Genomic DNA, 14513 nt, shown 5'->3' with positions numbered 1-14513 from the left:
TCGCCGCCGCGGCGCTGTTCACCGGTGAGGATGTCCTTGGCGTGCCGGAAGGCGAACCGGTCGTCCTGGCCGCTGAGGACGGTGTCGTACGTCTTCTCCAGGAGGGACATGCCCTGCGCCTGGGAGGCGTAGCCGGTGACGGGGGCGTACATCGCGCCCTGCTTGAAGGTCCGCTGGTACCTGAAGTCCGTGCCGTCGACCGCCTTGGAGCCGGTGATCGCCTTGCCGCCGACGATGATGTCGCCGCGCGGAGTGGCGAACTGGGCGATCTTCACCCGGCGATTGTGCTCGTCGGTGGAGAGTGCCTCGCGCTGGAAGTACTGGAGCCAGTTCGTCCGCAGCATCAGGGCCATCACCAGCAGCCCGCAGAAGATGGCTATGTGCCGCAACGGCCTGTTCATCGTTCCCCCGCTCCCCGGAACCGGTTCGATCTTCAACAGGGGAAGATGCGCATACCGGGCGAACGGTTGCACCGGGGGGCGGGCCCGCGGAAGGGGGCGCGGGCCCGCCCGCCGGGGTGGCCGATCATTCCCGATCACCGCACCCCCGGGAGACGTGGCGCGCCCGTCCTCCCGGGGGTGCGGTGCGGACGTCACCCGAGCGGTCCCGGGATGTGCGTGTGCTCCGGCAGATAGAGCGCGGCGAATCCCCGCTGTTCGAGCTCGCGCGCGAGCCGTACCGGCGTGATCGTCTCGTCGGCGAGGAAAATCGTTGTGGCGATCCGCATGCGAGGACACCTCCGTCGTCGTCCGACCCCGACCTATGCGGTGCCGATCAGGACGCCCCGGACTCCCGCGTCGCCGTTCCTGTCCGTGAATCCACTTCCGTTTGCGGTGAGTTCATGACCTCATAGCAAGGTTCGAGTACGTCACCCTCGTCACTCACGACACCCTGGGGAGCCACTCGTATGACCCGACCGGACACCCCGCAGAACGGCCCGCTCGGCAGGCGCGGCCTTCTCGTCGGGACCGCCGCCACCGCCCTAACGTTGTCCACTGTGAGCTTCGCGAACGCCGCACCCGGCAAAGACAGCGGCACGGACCGGGCCGAGCTGACGAAGACCGTGCGCGGCACCCTGCCGACCGGGTCGCCCGACTTCGTCTATCTGCCGGTCGACGTGCCGCACGGGGTGCGGGAGATCGCTGTCTCGTACACGTACATGAAGACGCCTGTCCCGGCCGGCGCCCAGGGCAACGCCCTCGACATCGGCATCTTCGACGAGCGCGGGACGGAGTTGGGCGGGCGCGGGTTCCGGGGCTGGTCCGGCGGGGCGCGTGCAGGCTTCTTCATCCGGGCGGACGAGGCGACACCCGGTTATGTCGCGGGTCCGGTAAGGGCCGGGACCTGGAACATCGCGCTGGGCCCGTACACCGTCGCGCCCGAGGGGCTCCCGTACGAGGTGACGATCACCCTCCGTTTCGGCGAGTCCGGCACCACTCCGGCGCCTGTGTACCCGCCCGAGCGCGCCAGGGGACGCGGCGGCGCCTGGTACCGCGGAGACTGCCATCTGCACTCCGTCCACTCGGACGGCAAGCGCACCCCCGCCGAGATCGCCACCGCCGCGCGCGCCGCCGGGCTCGACTTCATCAACAGCAGCGAGCACAACACCCACACCGCGCACAGCGCCTGGCAGGGGCTGTGGGGCGACGATCTGCTGATCCTGACGGGCGAGGAGATCACCACGCGCAACGGTCATGTGATCGCGCTCGCCACCGACCCCGGCACCTTCGTCGACTGGCGCTACCGGGCCCGCGACAACCGCTTCGGGCACTACGCGAAGGCCGTCCGCCGGGCGGGCGGCCTGGTCGTCCCCGCCCATCCGCACGCCACCTGCATCGGCTGCCACTGGAAGTTCGGCTTCGGAGAGGCGGACGCGGTGGAGGTGTGGAACGGGCCGTACACCCCGGAGGACGAGATCGCGCTCGCCGAGTGGGACAACTCCCTCGTCGCGGCCGTCCACGCATCGAAGCCGTGGATACCGGCGATGGGCAACAGCGACGCGCACCGCGAGCCGGACAGGGTAGGGCTGCCGCAGACCGTCGTCCTCGCCGAGGAGCTCTCGCGCGACGCGATCCTCGCGGGCATCCGGGCCGGGCACTCGTACATCGCCGAGTCGTCCGCCGTCACGCTCTCCTTCGGCGTAGCGGGCGGGCGCGGCGGGCACGCGGGGATCGGTGAGCGGCTGCGGGCCGACGCGGACAGTCCGGTCACCGTACGGCTGGAGGTCACCGGGGTGCCCGGCTGCACCGCCCACTTCGTCACGGACCAGGGCACGCTGTTCACCTCCACGCTGCCGGAGTCGGGCTCGGGCACGGTGGAGTGGCGTACGACCCCGAGGTACGCCGCCTATGTCCGCGCCGAGGTCCGCCACTCGGCCACGGTGCCGGGGCTGCCAGGGGCACTGGCGGCGCTCACCAATCCGGTGTTCATGGACATCTCCTAGCGGGGTGCGGCGGCCCGGCTCAGAAAGGCGAGCCGGGCCCGCTCGGTCACTGGCGCACGGCCTGACCATCACGTCGCTCCGGCCGTCGGCGCCGGTCCTGCACCTTGGTCCGGGTGCTCGAAGTGGCCGTCCACAAGCTGTGGTTCAACGGCCGGGTGCCGCTGTCCCCGGCCCCCGCACCATGAATCGCCGCACACCGCACCGACCGGGGAACGAATCCCCGGTCCGGCTCCTCTGTGGGGTGACGCGTCCCGTCACCCGTTCTTCGCAGAGGAGCCGTCATGCGCCCGACCCGCCCCACCGCGCTCGCCGCCGCCATCGCCACCGTCCTGACCACGGACGCCCTGCTGCACCTCTCCTGGTCCACCGGCTCCACCTGGCCCGCACAGGACGTCACGACGCTCTCGTACGCGGTACTGGGCGCCGACGTGCCGTTCACCCCGCCGGTCCTGCTCCCTCTGGCCACCATGCTGCTGACCGGATCCGCACTGGTCGTGGCTCGCGCCCGGCTGGGCCGCCGCCACCGCCTCGGCCGTCTCCTGCAAGCCGCGACCCTGGCCGTCGGCTGCGGTACGGCGGTCCGCGGACTGGCGGGCGTCGCCTGGGTGTTCGGCGTACGGGCAGGTCTCGACGACGGGGCGGAAGACACGTTCTACTGGCTCAACCTGGCCCTGTACACACCCCTGTGCCTGGCCATGGCCACCGCCGCGTTCCGCCTTGCGGCAACGGACGACTCCACGAAGAACGAGACCGCGCCGGAGGAAGCCCCCGCCCGTGTCCGATGACCACGACCGCGCGGTGCTGCTGGTACGCGCCGCCCAGCGCGGCGACACGATCGCCATGAACGAACTCCTCGACCTCCTCACCCCGTACGCGGGCCGCATCTGCACGCCCATCGCGCTCGCCGACGGACCGGACGCCGTTCAGGAGACCCTGGTCGCCGTCTTCCGCGGTCTGCGGACGCTGAAGGAACCGGCCGCGCTGTACGGCTGGGTGCGCGCGATCGCCTGCCGCGAAGCGGTCCGCGTCGCCCGCCGCACCGCCCGCGCCGTCCCCGCCGACCTCACCTCGCTGCCCGGCCGCGGCGACCCGCAGCTGGCCGCCGACATCGACGACACTCTCGCCCGGCTCTCCCCCGAGCACCGCGCGGTCCTGGTCCTGCGCGACATCGAGGGCTTCGACGAACAGTCCGCCGCCGCACTGCTCGGCCTGCGCGTAGGCACCGTGAAGTCACGGCTGCACCGGGCCCGGGACTCCTTCAGGAAGGCTTGGTCGTCATGACCGACAACCGCCCCGCCCCGGGCTCCGTCCCCTGGCCCACCGCAACCGTCCTCGATCCGGTCCGCCGCCTGCACGCCCTCGCGGCGGGCATCCGCGGCGCCCGTGTCACCTCCGGTGAGATCGCCGCCCCGTACGACACGATCGCCCCGCTCCTCGCGGACCTGGACGGCGAACTGGCCCGCCTGGTCCCGGACATGCGCGGCCTGCGCCTGACCCGTGCGGACGGCGACCGCATCGAGGCCGTGGCCGTGAGCCGCCTCGGCCTGCGGGCCCGCTTCGACGGCATCCGCCGCCCCGGCTGGGTATGGCTGCAGAGCCGCTTCCTCCTGATCGGCATGGCGGCCACCCCGTCCGCCACCGCCCCGGATCGCACCCTGGTGGCGTTCACCGGCGGCGTTCGTGTCCCGGGCCGCGCGGCTCTGCTTCCCGTGGCCGTGGGGCGGGCGGGGCGACGGGTGCTGGGGCGGCTGGAGGAGCGGGTGGCGGGGTGACCGCTCAGTCCTCGACGACGAGCGCCGGGGTCTCCTTCGTCAGCACCTCGCCGCGGAAGAACGAGGGGCTCCTGCGCTGCATCGCCACCATCAGCACCACGCCGAGCAGCAGCAGCCCCACACCGATCACGAACACCGAACCGACCCCGAGGACCGACGAGCCGGAGCCGTACGCCGGGTCCCACATGTCGTAGAGGGTCTTGCCGAAGACGGCGGTGAGCAGGATGCCGCCGCCGACCGGGAAGAGGCCCTTGAAGGCCAGGTCGCGGGCGGAGCGGGTGAGTTCGGCGCGGAAGTACCAGGCGCAGGCGAACGCCGTCAGCGCGTAGTAGAAGCAGATCATAAGGCCGAGCGCGTAGATCGTGTCGACCAGGACGTGCTCGCTGACCAGGGTCATGACCGTGTAGAAGACACCGGTCGCGACGCCCGCCGTGACGGTTGCCTTCCCGGGCGTCTTGAAGCGCGGGTGGACCCGCGCGTACGAGGCGGGCAGGGCCTCGTACGTGGACATGGCCAGCACCGTGCGCGCCACGGGGATGAACGTGGTCTGCAGGCTCGCAGCGGCCGAGGCGAGGACGGCGACGAAGAGCAGGATGCCGAGGCCGGGACCCATGATCGGGCCGGCCAGTGCGGCGAAGACGTTGTCGGAGGTGTCCGGGTTGGCCAGGCCGAGACCGGTGGTGCCGGAGCCGACGGCCATCTGGGCGGCGACGCCGGTCGCCAGGTAGGAGCCGACCAGGACGACCATCGCGATGAGTGCGGCGCGGCCGGGGGTCTTCTCGCTGCCGGTCGTCTCCTCGTTGGCGGTCAGGCAGGTGTCCCAGCCCCAGAACATGAAGATCGACAGCGACAGGCCGGCGGTGAAGGCGGCGAAGGACTGCACCGCGAACGGGTTCAGCCATGACCACGAGAAGTGGACCGACGACGCGAAGTCGCCACTCGTCCCCTTCTGCACCGCCATCGCCACGAACAGGGCGAGGACTACGAGTTGGAGCCCCACCAGTGCGTACTGGATGCCCTTCGTGGCGGTCATCCCCCGGTAGCTGATCGCCGTGGCGACCGCGATCAGGATGAGGCAGGTGAGGATGTGGACGGGCTTGTTGTCGTCCAGGGCGGCGATCGAGTCACTGCCGGTGATCTCGCCCGCGAGCAGCCAGAAGTACGACGTCGCCACGCCCGCCAGGTTCGACAGGACGATGATCGTGGCGATGACCAGGCCCCAGCCGCACATCCAGCCGACGCGCGGGCCGAATGCCTTCACCGTCCAGGTGAAGGAGGTGCCGCAGTCCGGCATGACCTTGTTGAGTTCGCGGTAGGCGAAGGCGACCAGCAGCATCGGCAGGAAGCCGGCCAGGAAGACGGCGGGCATCTGGACGCCGACCTCGCCCGCGGTGGAGCCGAGGGTGGACGTGAGGCAGTAGACGGGGGCGACGGTCGAGATGCCGATGACGGCGCTGCCCATCAGGCCGACGGAGTTGCCGCCCAGGCCCTTGCCGCGAACACCGCCGTCGGCGGGGGCGGTGCCCCGTGCCGTCTCTCCGGCCTGCGGCCGCATGTCCACCTGAGTCATAAAGAGGACGGTATGCGCTGCGATTTCCACATCCGGAGCGCGAGACTCCGGCGCCTCACCCTTAGATTGGACGACCAATTACAGCAGACAACAAGTGAATTGAATGTGAATATCGCAGAACGCCACTCAATCGATGGTCCAGACTCGATCGGATCATCGTGCGAGAACCGCAGCACTGTCCGGTTTGTGATGATTCGAAAATTTCCCGCGGCTGTCCGTTATCCGAACAGCCGCCCCGCTCCGATGCTCAGCCCGACCAGACGATCGCCTGGAGTTCGCTGTACGCATGCAGCGCGTACGAACCCACGTCGCGCCCCACCCCGCTCCTCTTGAACCCGCCGAACGGGGCCTCCGTGTACGGGTTGGAACCGGTACTCCTGCTGTGGGTGCCGCTCGCCACGCTCACGCCGCAGCGGCCGGAAATGCCGTCCTCAAGGACATCGGCTGAGGCCGACGGTCCGTGCGTGTCAGAGGTGCGCGGTACGGTCCCCACCACATGCCCCGGACCGAGGAGGAGCCATGCCGACCAAGTGGACCGTGACGCTCGACTGCGCGCAGCCGACCAGGCTCGCGGAGTTCTGGGCGCTCGCCCTCGGCTACGTGCCGAAGCCTCCGCCCGCCGGTTTCGGCAGCTGGGAGGAGTGGTTCGCCCACCACGGCGTCCCGGAGGAGGAGTGGGACGACGGCGCGTACCTGTGCGACCCGGACAGGGTGGGGCCGACGCTGTCCTTCCTGAAGGTGCCGGAGCCGAAGGTGGCGAAGAACCGGGTGCACCTGGACGTACAGGCCGGCGGCGGCCGCGAGACGCCGTGGGAGGTGCGGTGGCCGCGCGTGACCGAGGCGGTCACACGCCTGACCGCTGCCGGCGCGACCGTGGTGCGCGAGCACGACATGGACGGCCGCCCCGATCACGTGGAGATGGCCGACCCGGAGGGCAACGAGTTCTGCGTGCTCTGACTCCGACTCCGTCACGTCGTGGGTGACCCACCGGGCGACGTCTGGACGTCGCGGCGGAACAGAGCCGTCCACAGGAACGGCTCACCGAAGTACGGGGACTCGGGCGCTTCGTCCTGCATCCGGCGCAGTTCGACCTCCGTCAGGTCGGAGAAGATCCGACGCAGGGACTCCGGCGTGTAGGCGAGCCCGCCACGGAGGCCGGACCGACGGTAGAACTCCGCGTCCGGAAGTTCGGAGCCCATCGCTCCGGCTGCGAAGCACGTAAGGGCGAGATGGCCGCCCGGGGCGAGCGCGCGGTCGAGCAGGGCGAGGTAGCTGACGCGGCGGTGCGGCGGCAGGTGGTGGAAGCAGCCGGAGTCGTAAATCAGGTCGTACGGGCCGCCCAAGTCGGCCTCGCCGAGGGCGAAGGCGTCACCGCACCGGAACCGGATGTCGGCCCCGGCCTCCCGGGCGCGCTCCTCGGCCCAGGAGATGGCTGTCGGGGAGAGGTCGACGGCGTCGACCTGCAAGCCCAGGGAGGCGAGATGGACGGCGTTGCGGCCCGGACCGCACCCGAGGTCGAGCGTGCGACACGGCGTGATCATGGATCGGTCGAGGTACGAGACCAGGCTCTCGTCCGGCTTCGCCACGAAGAACGGCACCGGCTTCGAGCGATCGGTGTAGAAGCCGTCCCACCAGTCGGCCCCGTCCGCCGTCCAGCGATCGGCCTCCGGCGCGAACAGGCCGTCCAGCAGCTTCAGCACGTCGTCGACCGTGCGTATGTTCCGGTCCATCGGATCCCCTTCCATGAGGGGAAACGGTAGGACTGTGCGGCGCAAAAGCCCAGGTCAGGGAAGTTTGCTCGGAGTCGCGGACGGCCGCCCGAGAGGCTGCGCCGGGCTTCCGCACCCGCACCCCCGCGACCGTTGCCGCAGGGTTGCCCATACCCCCGCCGGACGCCGTCAAGGCGGCATTCCCGATGGCGCTCGCGCATGTTTCTTGACGAATTCCCGCGCGAACTCCGTGTGTTGTCGGGTCCCGCGCACTCCCGCATCCCGGTGATCCTGCCCGCCCCCCTTCCCGGGGGACGGGCGGGACCACCCACCGGACCGGCGTCAGCAGTTGGGAATGACCGCGCCGTTGTTGTCGCGTGCCTCGTCGTTGCCCCAGCGCGAGAGGTAGTACGCGGAGACGTACGCGCCGCGGCCGTTCTTGCCCGCGTACACCGTGTCCAGGTCGGTCTTCAGCCACCAGTGGTTGTAGGCGCTGCCCGAGCCGACCTGGGCGCCCCACACCTTGCAGTAGACGTAGTTCGTGCCCGCGTACAGTACGCCCTGCGCGTCAGCGGTGTTGGGTGCGGCGTAGCCCGTCGCATTGGCGAACGTGTCCACCCAGTACTTCGCGCCGCCACAGCCGTTGTCGCTGGTCAAGTACTTGCTGTAGTACGAGCCGGGGTACGGGGCCAGCGACTGGCCGTTGATCGTGATGGTCTGGCCGACGCCGTTGTACAGCTGTTCGTAGTGGATGTGGGCGCCGGAGCTGTTGCCGGTCGTGCCCGTCACGCCGATCTGCCGGCCCTGGGAGACCGAGGCGCCGTCGGCGACGGAGTACGAGGAGAGGTGGAAGTAGTAGGTCTGCCAGCCGCCGCCGTGGTCGATCACGATGTAGTTGCCCGCGCCGCTGGGCTGGGAGTAGCGGTGCGCCGTCCCTCCGGACGAGGCGAGGACCGGGGTCCCGGCGGTGGCTCCGCCGTCCGTGCGGACGAAGTCGAGCGCCGATCTGACCTCCGCCGAATGGTGGCTGTAGGTCCAGGTCTGGCCGCAGGGGAACGGCGCCTTGAAGTTCGGCGCCGCTGCGGCGGGAGTTGCGGTGAGCAGTCCTGCGAGCAGAGCCACGAGGGCCAGCAGGGCGATACGTAAGGAGCGCATACGTCCTCCGAGTCGAATCCGGGCGTGGAGTGCGGGGCTGGAGTGCGGGGCATCAATCCGGGTTGAACGGGCTCAAGAGTGCCGGAGTTTCCGCTTCCCTCATAGACCCACTGCGCCCGGAGGACGTACGCGTAGGGTCCGAAGTCGCGACGCGAACAGGCGGGGGACCGGATTCGTGACCGGCCACCGCTACTTCTGCTCGGCGGGAGCCGCGGGCACCGCTCCCTGAGACGCCGGCCCGCGCCCGCACAACGCCGAGCGCCCCCGGTCCGTCAGTCGACGGACCGGGGGCGCTCGGCGGAAGCATGGCCGTTACGCGGCGACCGGGACGCTCACCTGCTGCTCCGTGTCGCGTACCTCGACGTCGTCGACCGGGGAGGACGAGGCCGAGTTGTACGCGTCGAGGTCGAGGATCTTCTCGCGGGCCGAGACGATCACCGGGATCAGCGCTTGGCCGGCCACATTGGTGGCCGTACGCATCATGTCCAGGATCGGGTCGATGGCCATCAGCAGACCCACACCCTCCAGCGGCAGACCCAGCGTCGACAGCGTGAGGGTCAGCATGACCGTCGCACCGGTGAGACCGGCGGTGGCCGCCGAGCCGATCACGGAGACGAACGCGATCAGGATGTAGTCACCGACACCCAGCTGCACGTCGAAGATCTGGGCGATGAAGATCGCCGCCAGCGCCGGGTAGATCGCGGCGCAGCCGTCCATCTTCGTGGTCGCCCCGAACGGGACGCTGAAGCTCGCGTACTCCTTCGGGACTCCGAGACGCTCGGTGACCTTCTGGGTGACCGGCATCGTGCCGACCGAGGAGCGGGAGACGAAGGCCAGCTGGATCGCGGGCCAGGCGCCCTTGAAGAACTGGACCGGGTTGACCTTGGCGACCGTGGCGAGCAGCAGCGGGTACACCCCGAACAGCACCAGGGCGCAGCCGATGTAGACGTCGGCGGTGAACGTCGCGTACTTGCCGATCAGGTCCCAGCCGTAGTCGGCGATCGCGTAGCCGATGAGGCCGATGGTGCCGATGGGGGCCAGGCGGATGACCCACCACAGGGCCTTCTGGAGGAGCTCCAGGATCGACTCGCTGAGAGTGAGGATCGGCTGGGCCTTCTCACCGAGCTGGAGCGCGGCGATACCGGCGACCGCGGCCATGAAGACGATCTGCAGGACGTTCAGCTCGGTGAACGGGGTGATCACGCTCGTAGGGATGATGCCGGTCAGGAAGTCGAGCCAGGAGCCCGCGCTCTCCGGCAGCTTGCCGTCCTTCGGGGTCAGGCCGGTGCCCGAACCCGGGTTGGTGATCAGACCGATCGCGAGGCCGATGGCGACCGCGATCAACGAGGTGATCATGAACCAGAGCAGTGTGCGGCTGGCCAGCCGGGCGGCGTTGTTGACCTTGCGCAGGTTGGTGATCGACACCAGGATCGCGAAGAAGACGAGGGGCGCGACGGCCAGCTTCAGCAGCTGGACGAAGATGTGGCCGACCTTGTCGAGCGTGGTGTAGAGCCAGCTGATGTCCTGGCTGCGGGCGAGCCACCCGAGCAGCACGCCGAGGACGAGACCGGCGACGATCTGGGCCCAGAACGGGACCTTGGGTATACGGAAACCGGAGCCGGAGCCGGACGGCTTGCCGGTGCCGGCGGTGGCGGACGCGGGATTCGCGGACACGGACACACTCCTGATGTGACGCATCGGGGCGCACGGGAACGAGACGGGGGGACGGGGGTGCGGCGCCCGCGTCAGGGGCGGCGCCGCTGCATGGTGCCGGTTCGACGTTGCGGCTAACAGACCGCGGACATACAGCGGCAGAGATCGACATGCAGGCGCGCCACGAGCGGAATGCTCGCCGAGTGGCGGGGGCGCACAGATGTCTTCATGCCGAACACGTTAACACTTGAACTTTGAGATCCTCAAAGGTCTTCTTTGGGAAAACCATGACTCGCCCGGCCCGGGGAACGGCGAAACCCCAGCACATGAGCGGGAAGCTCGGTACTGGGGTTTCAACGAGAATCTCTGCGGGTGTGAGGAACCTTACGTATCCCTTACCCGACCCACACTCGGCCCTCACGGGCTCGACGCGGCTCGCTACACGGCGTCGTCAGTCCTCCTGGCCCTGGTTCGCCGCCAGCCGCGCCTTGGCACGGTCGATCTTCGGGGCGATCTGCGCGGACATCTCGTCGCGCTGCTTGCGGAGCAGGACGTAGCTGAGGGGCGCGGAGAGAAGCAGGGCCAGCATGATGATCCACATGACGTTGGACCCGCCCAGCCCGGAGGGCAGCAGACCGTAGGTGACAGCCACGGCGACGACGGCGAGACAGCCGACGAAGATGCTGAGGCGCATCAGGGTGTACCGGATCGTTGCGCTCGGCTTGGCAGCGGACACGGCTGGCCTTCTCTCTACATACGACAATCCTGCCCGACCAGTGAAGCATGCCCCGAAATCGATCACTTCGGCGGGCAGGAGCAGCCGGAAGGCCCCTGCGGTCAGCCCAGCGGGAGCAGCATGATGATGTCGTCGCGGTCGTCCCCGTCGGCGACCCGGATCGCATCCGGCACCCGCCCGACCTCCTTGTAACCGCACGACATGTAGAAACGGTCGGCGCCGGTGCCGCCCCGGCAGGTCAGCCGGATCGCCTCGATGCCCTCGAACCCGCGGGCCGCCTCCGCCACGGCGGACATCAGACCGCGGCCGTAGCCCTTGCCCTGGTGTCGGGGATGGACCATCACCGTGTAGATCCAGAGCCAGTGGGTCATCAGCCGGTGTGTGTTGTGGGTGAGGAAGGCGGTGGCGGCGACGGCGCCCTCCTCGTCGTACCCGACCAGCAGCCGGGTGTGCCCCTCGGCCATCGAGACGAGATGCTTGACCAGCTCGGGCCGGATCTCCTCGGTGGTGACGGGCGGTATGAAGCCGACGGCTCCGCCCGCGTTGGAGACATCGGCCCAGAGCGCGATGATGCCGTCCCGCAACGTGCCGTCGAACTTGGGGTCGAGCTCAAAAGTAAGTGCCATGAGGGCAGATTACCTATTACAGAATGGGTGGCTCAAGAACCGCCCGGTACGCGAGAAAGCCCCGGCCGGGGACGGCGGCCGGGGCTTTCGTACGGAGCGGTACGCAGGGATGTGCCGGACGTCAGACGCGCATCGGCTGCGGCGACTCGCGACGGTCGGCGTCCGGCCCCGGGTACTCGCGGATGATCTCGTACCGGGTGTTGCGCTCGACAGGGCGGAAGCCCGCGTCCCGGATCAGGTCCAGCAGGTCGTCACGGCCGAGCTTGTTCGGCGTGCCGTAGTTGTCCGCGTCGTGCGTGATCTTGTACTCGACGACCGAGCCGTCCATGTCGTCCGCGCCGTGCTGGAGCGCGAGCTGGGCGGTCTGCACGCCGTGCATCACCCAGAAGACCTTGACGTGCGGGACGTTGTCGAAGAGCAGACGCGAGACGGCGAAGGTCTTCAGCGCCTCGGCGCCGGTCGCCATCGTCGTCCGCGCCTGGAGCTTGTTGCGGACCTTGCCGTCCTTCATGTCCACGAAGTCGTGCTGGTAGCGAAGCGGGATGAAGACCTGGAAGCCACCGGTCTCGTCCTGCAGCTCGCGCAGTCGCAGCACATGGTCGACGCGGTGACGCGGCTCCTCGATATGCCCGTACAGCATCGTCGCCGGGGTCTTCAGACCCTTCTCGTGCGCGAGGCGGTGGATGCGCGACCAGTCTTCCCAGTGGGTGTCGTGGTCCACGATGTGCCGGCGGACCTCCCAGTCGAAGATCTCCGCGCCGCCACCGGTCAGCGACTCCAGACCGGCCTCGATCAGCTCGTCGAGGATCTCGGAGGCGGAGAGCCCGGAGATGGTCTCGAAGTGGTGGATCTCGGTCGCGGTGAACGCCTTGAGGGAGACCTGCGGCAGCGCTTCCTTCAGCGCGCTGAGGGAGCGCGGGTAGTAGCGCCACGGGAGGGTGGGGTGCAGCCCGTTGACGATGTGCAGCTCGGTGAGGCTCTCGCCCTCCATCGCCTTCGCGAGGCGGACGGCCTCCTCGATGCGCATCGTGTACGCGTCCTTCTCGCCCGGCTTGCGCTGGAACGAGCAGTACGCGCACGAGGCGGTGCACACGTTCGTCATGTTGAGGTGCCGGTTGACGTTGAAGTGCACGACGTCGCCGTTCTTGCGCATGCGCACCTCATGGGCGAGGCCACCGAGCCAGGCCAGGTCGTCCGACTCGTAGAGGGCGATGCCGTCCTCGCGGGTCAGCCGCTCCCCTGCGCGGACCTTCTCCTCCAGCTCGCGCTTGAGCCCAACGTCCATGCGGCTGCCTCCCAGATGTCTCTGACGTGCTGTGCGTTCCACCGGATTCCACCGTGACACCGGTAGAAACCCCCGGTCCCCCGGGGGCTCCACCACGTTACGCCTACGACTCCTCGGGGAGTTCCCCGACCCGGTTCTCCCACTTGGTGGAGAGCACGATCGTCGTACGGGTGCGGGAGACGCCCTTCGTGCCGCTGAGCCGACGGATGGTCTTCTCCAGGCCGTCGACGTCACCGACCCGCACCTTGAGCATGAACGAGTCGTCGCCCGCGATGAACCAGCAGTCCTCGATCTCGGCGAGGTCCTTGAGCCGGCGCGCGACGTCCTCGTGGTCGGCGGCATCGGAGAGCGAGATGCCGATCAGGGCCGTGACCCCGAGCCCGAGCGAGGCGGCGTCGACGGTGGCGCGGTACCCGGTGATGACACCGGCGGTTTCCAGCCGGTTGATGCGGTCGGTGACGCTGGGCCCGGAGAGCCCGACGAGCCGTCCCAGCTCGGCGTACGAGGCCCTGCCGTTCTCTCTCAGGGCCTGGATGAGCTGCCTGTCCACCGCGTCCATATGACTGAAACCTTCCATTGTTCAGCAGTATCGCGAGTCTACGTGTAGAATCTAAGGCATACAGAGCCCACGCCCTGTAAATCTTTCAGATATTCCAAGAAGCGCTTTCGAATCCTCAGGAGTGAAAACACCGTGTACACGATCGAGATGGCCTACGCCCGGATGCGCGAGCTGCAGGACCTGGCCAACCGCTCGCGTGCCCACCAGCCCGCCGCCGCGCACCGGATCGACAAGACCCGCACCCCGCGCGCCCCGAAGAAGCGCTGAGTCCCGCCGGGGCGAACCCGGCCTCAGTCACGGGAGCCACCGAGCTTCCCCTCCCACCGGCGGTACAGCTGGTGCGGCACCCCTGCCGCGTCCAGCACCCGCCCCGCGACGAAGTCCACCAGATCCTGGATGTGCGTCGCGCCCGCATAGAACGCCGGAGAGGCGGGCAGCACCACGGCGCCCGCCTCGTCCAGGGTCACCAGATGCTTCAGCGTCGATGCGTTCAGCGGAGTCTCGCGCACCGCGACGACCAGCTTCCGCCGCTCCTTGAGCGTCACGCTCGCGGCCCGCTGGAGCAGATCCTTCGAGAGCCCGAGCGCCACTCCGGCCACACAGGCCGTCGAGGCGGGAACGATCAGCATCCCCTTCGCCGGGTACGACCCCGAGGACGGCCCGGCCGCGAGATCGCCGGCCGCCCAGTGCTGTACGGCGTCGAGCTCCGCATCACCCACCTCGAAGGTGTGCGGCTTCCCGTCCGCGCCGCGCGCCAGCCAGCTCCGCAGGTCCTCCTGCCAGCGTGCGTCGCGGAAGGCGATCCCGGTCTCGTCCAGCAGCGTCAGCCGCGCGGCCCGGCTCACCACCAGGTCGACGCTCTCGCCCGCGGCCAGCAGACCACGCAGCACGGCGGCGGCGAATGGTGTGCCTGAAGCGCCCGAAACCCCGACAATCCAAGGCTGCCGCTGCTGCTGACTCACTGAAGTCCCGGATTCCACACCCCCGAGCCTATCCGGCGCAGGA

General features: G+C 69.2%; 15 protein-coding genes and 3 pseudogenes. 6 read left to right on the top strand and 12 right to left on the bottom strand.

The window, feature by feature from the left end; translation table 11 throughout:
* Together AB0I23_RS29440 and AB0I23_RS29435 are read right to left on the bottom strand one after the other, a co-directional pair.
* Nucleotides 1–401, bottom strand: a pseudogene (locus AB0I23_RS29440) (penicillin-binding protein 2); the annotation flags it as partial.
* 206 nt (nucleotides 402–607) lie between these two features.
* Nucleotides 608–727 (bottom strand): annotated as a pseudogene (locus tag AB0I23_RS29435) (LLM class F420-dependent oxidoreductase); the annotation flags it as partial.
* A 180-nt stretch (nucleotides 728–907) separates the two neighbouring features.
* Between AB0I23_RS29435 and AB0I23_RS29430 the strand changes: the two are divergent.
* From AB0I23_RS29430 to AB0I23_RS29415, 4 genes are all read left to right on the top strand, one after another.
* Nucleotides 908–2443 (top strand): CehA/McbA family metallohydrolase, encoded by a 1536-nt coding sequence (locus tag AB0I23_RS29430; protein ID WP_359113781.1) that lies wholly within the window; start codon nucleotides 908–910, stop codon nucleotides 2441–2443.
* A 281-nt stretch (nucleotides 2444–2724) separates the two neighbouring features.
* Nucleotides 2725–3228, top strand: coding sequence for a DUF3995 domain-containing protein (locus AB0I23_RS29425; RefSeq protein WP_359113779.1), 504 nt, complete (start codon nucleotides 2725–2727; stop codon nucleotides 3226–3228).
* Nucleotides 3218–3724, top strand: a complete 507-nt coding sequence (locus AB0I23_RS29420) for an RNA polymerase sigma factor (protein ID WP_359113778.1) — start codon at nucleotides 3218–3220, stop codon at nucleotides 3722–3724. Before AB0I23_RS29425 ends, AB0I23_RS29420 begins: the two co-directional genes overlap by 11 nt.
* Nucleotides 3721–4215: a hypothetical protein gene (locus tag AB0I23_RS29415; RefSeq protein WP_359113777.1), complete on the top strand. Its 495-nt coding sequence runs from the start codon at nucleotides 3721–3723 to the stop codon at nucleotides 4213–4215. The genes AB0I23_RS29420 and AB0I23_RS29415 overlap by 4 nt, the downstream gene beginning before the upstream one ends.
* Nucleotides 4216–4219: 4 nt before the next feature.
* Here AB0I23_RS29415 and AB0I23_RS29410 read toward each other — a convergent pair whose 3' ends face one another.
* Both AB0I23_RS29410 and AB0I23_RS29405 read right to left on the bottom strand, forming a co-directional pair.
* Nucleotides 4220–5785, bottom strand: a complete 1566-nt coding sequence (locus AB0I23_RS29410) for an APC family permease (protein WP_359113775.1) — start codon at nucleotides 5783–5785, stop codon at nucleotides 4220–4222.
* A 247-nt stretch (nucleotides 5786–6032) separates the two neighbouring features.
* Nucleotides 6033–6140, bottom strand: a pseudogene (locus AB0I23_RS29405) (aldehyde dehydrogenase family protein); the annotation flags it as partial.
* Between the two features lie 164 nt (nucleotides 6141–6304).
* Between AB0I23_RS29405 and AB0I23_RS29400 the strand changes: the two are divergent.
* Entirely contained in the window at nucleotides 6305–6742 is a 438-nt protein-coding gene (locus tag AB0I23_RS29400) for a VOC family protein (RefSeq protein ID WP_359113773.1), read from the top strand.
* A gap of 11 nt (nucleotides 6743–6753) precedes the next feature.
* Here AB0I23_RS29400 and AB0I23_RS29395 read toward each other — a convergent pair whose 3' ends face one another.
* The 7 genes from AB0I23_RS29395 to AB0I23_RS29365 form a co-directional block, all read right to left on the bottom strand.
* Nucleotides 6754–7515: a class I SAM-dependent methyltransferase gene (locus AB0I23_RS29395; RefSeq protein WP_359113771.1), complete on the bottom strand. Its 762-nt coding sequence runs from the start codon at nucleotides 7513–7515 to the stop codon at nucleotides 6754–6756.
* Between the two features lie 321 nt (nucleotides 7516–7836).
* Complete coding sequence (locus tag AB0I23_RS29390) at nucleotides 7837–8649, bottom strand: M23 family metallopeptidase (RefSeq protein WP_359113769.1); 813 nt, start codon at nucleotides 8647–8649, stop codon at nucleotides 7837–7839.
* 312 nt (nucleotides 8650–8961) lie between these two features.
* Nucleotides 8962–10323: a dicarboxylate/amino acid:cation symporter gene (locus AB0I23_RS29385; RefSeq protein ID WP_359113767.1), complete on the bottom strand. Its 1362-nt coding sequence runs from the start codon at nucleotides 10321–10323 to the stop codon at nucleotides 8962–8964.
* Between the two features lie 430 nt (nucleotides 10324–10753).
* Nucleotides 10754–11038, bottom strand: coding sequence for a DUF4229 domain-containing protein (locus tag AB0I23_RS29380; RefSeq protein WP_037697434.1), 285 nt, complete (start codon nucleotides 11036–11038; stop codon nucleotides 10754–10756).
* A 101-nt stretch (nucleotides 11039–11139) separates the two neighbouring features.
* The gene (locus AB0I23_RS29375; RefSeq protein ID WP_359113765.1) at nucleotides 11140–11664 is read right to left on the bottom strand and encodes a GNAT family N-acetyltransferase; all 525 of its coding nucleotides are present in this window, start codon (nucleotides 11662–11664) and stop codon (nucleotides 11140–11142) included.
* A gap of 121 nt (nucleotides 11665–11785) precedes the next feature.
* A complete protein-coding gene (gene mqnE / locus AB0I23_RS29370) occupies nucleotides 11786–12949 on the bottom strand; it encodes an aminofutalosine synthase MqnE (RefSeq protein WP_359113763.1) in 1164 nt (387 codons plus the stop codon).
* Between the two features lie 103 nt (nucleotides 12950–13052).
* Entirely contained in the window at nucleotides 13053–13508 is a 456-nt protein-coding gene (locus AB0I23_RS29365) for an Lrp/AsnC family transcriptional regulator (RefSeq protein WP_266984550.1), read from the bottom strand.
* Between the two features lie 132 nt (nucleotides 13509–13640).
* Here AB0I23_RS29365 and AB0I23_RS29360 point away from each other — a divergent pair, with 132 nt between their 5' ends.
* On the top strand, nucleotides 13641–13775 hold the full coding sequence (locus tag AB0I23_RS29360; protein WP_266984549.1) for a hypothetical protein: 135 nt from the start codon (nucleotides 13641–13643) through the stop codon (nucleotides 13773–13775).
* Nucleotides 13776–13798: 23 nt separating this feature from the next.
* On the opposite strand, the gene AB0I23_RS29355 is transcribed toward AB0I23_RS29360, so the two are convergent.
* On the bottom strand, nucleotides 13799–14470 hold the full coding sequence (locus AB0I23_RS29355) for a UbiX family flavin prenyltransferase (RefSeq protein ID WP_359113787.1): 672 nt from the start codon (nucleotides 14468–14470) through the stop codon (nucleotides 13799–13801).
* Nucleotides 14471–14513 lie beyond the last annotated feature (43 nt).

It is taken from the genome of Streptomyces atratus, from assembly GCF_040655115.1.
Lineage (GTDB): Bacteria > Actinomycetota > Actinomycetes > Streptomycetales > Streptomycetaceae > Streptomyces > Streptomyces atratus_D.
Note: the sequence above shows the minus strand (reverse complement) of the source record. Positions and strands in the feature narration are given on the sequence as shown.

Coding starts and splice junctions, on each gene's coding strand:
- AB0I23_RS29425 (WP_359113779.1), top strand. CDS start 2,725: ATGCGCCCGACCCGCCCCACCGCGCTCGCCGCCGCCATCGCCACCGTC.
- AB0I23_RS29430 (WP_359113781.1), top strand. CDS start 908: ATGACCCGACCGGACACCCCGCAGAACGGCCCGCTCGGCAGGCGCGGC.
- AB0I23_RS29400 (WP_359113773.1), top strand. CDS start 6,305: ATGCCGACCAAGTGGACCGTGACGCTCGACTGCGCGCAGCCGACCAGG.
- AB0I23_RS29375 (WP_359113765.1), bottom strand. CDS start 11,664: ATGGCACTTACTTTTGAGCTCGACCCCAAGTTCGACGGCACGTTGCGG.
- mqnE (WP_359113763.1), bottom strand. CDS start 12,949: ATGGACGTTGGGCTCAAGCGCGAGCTGGAGGAGAAGGTCCGCGCAGGG.
- AB0I23_RS29415 (WP_359113777.1), top strand. CDS start 3,721: ATGACCGACAACCGCCCCGCCCCGGGCTCCGTCCCCTGGCCCACCGCA.
- AB0I23_RS29410 (WP_359113775.1), bottom strand. CDS start 5,785: ATGACTCAGGTGGACATGCGGCCGCAGGCCGGAGAGACGGCACGGGGC.
- AB0I23_RS29390 (WP_359113769.1), bottom strand. CDS start 8,649: ATGCGCTCCTTACGTATCGCCCTGCTGGCCCTCGTGGCTCTGCTCGCA.
- AB0I23_RS29395 (WP_359113771.1), bottom strand. CDS start 7,515: ATGGACCGGAACATACGCACGGTCGACGACGTGCTGAAGCTGCTGGAC.
- AB0I23_RS29365 (WP_266984550.1), bottom strand. CDS start 13,508: ATGGACGCGGTGGACAGGCAGCTCATCCAGGCCCTGAGAGAGAACGGC.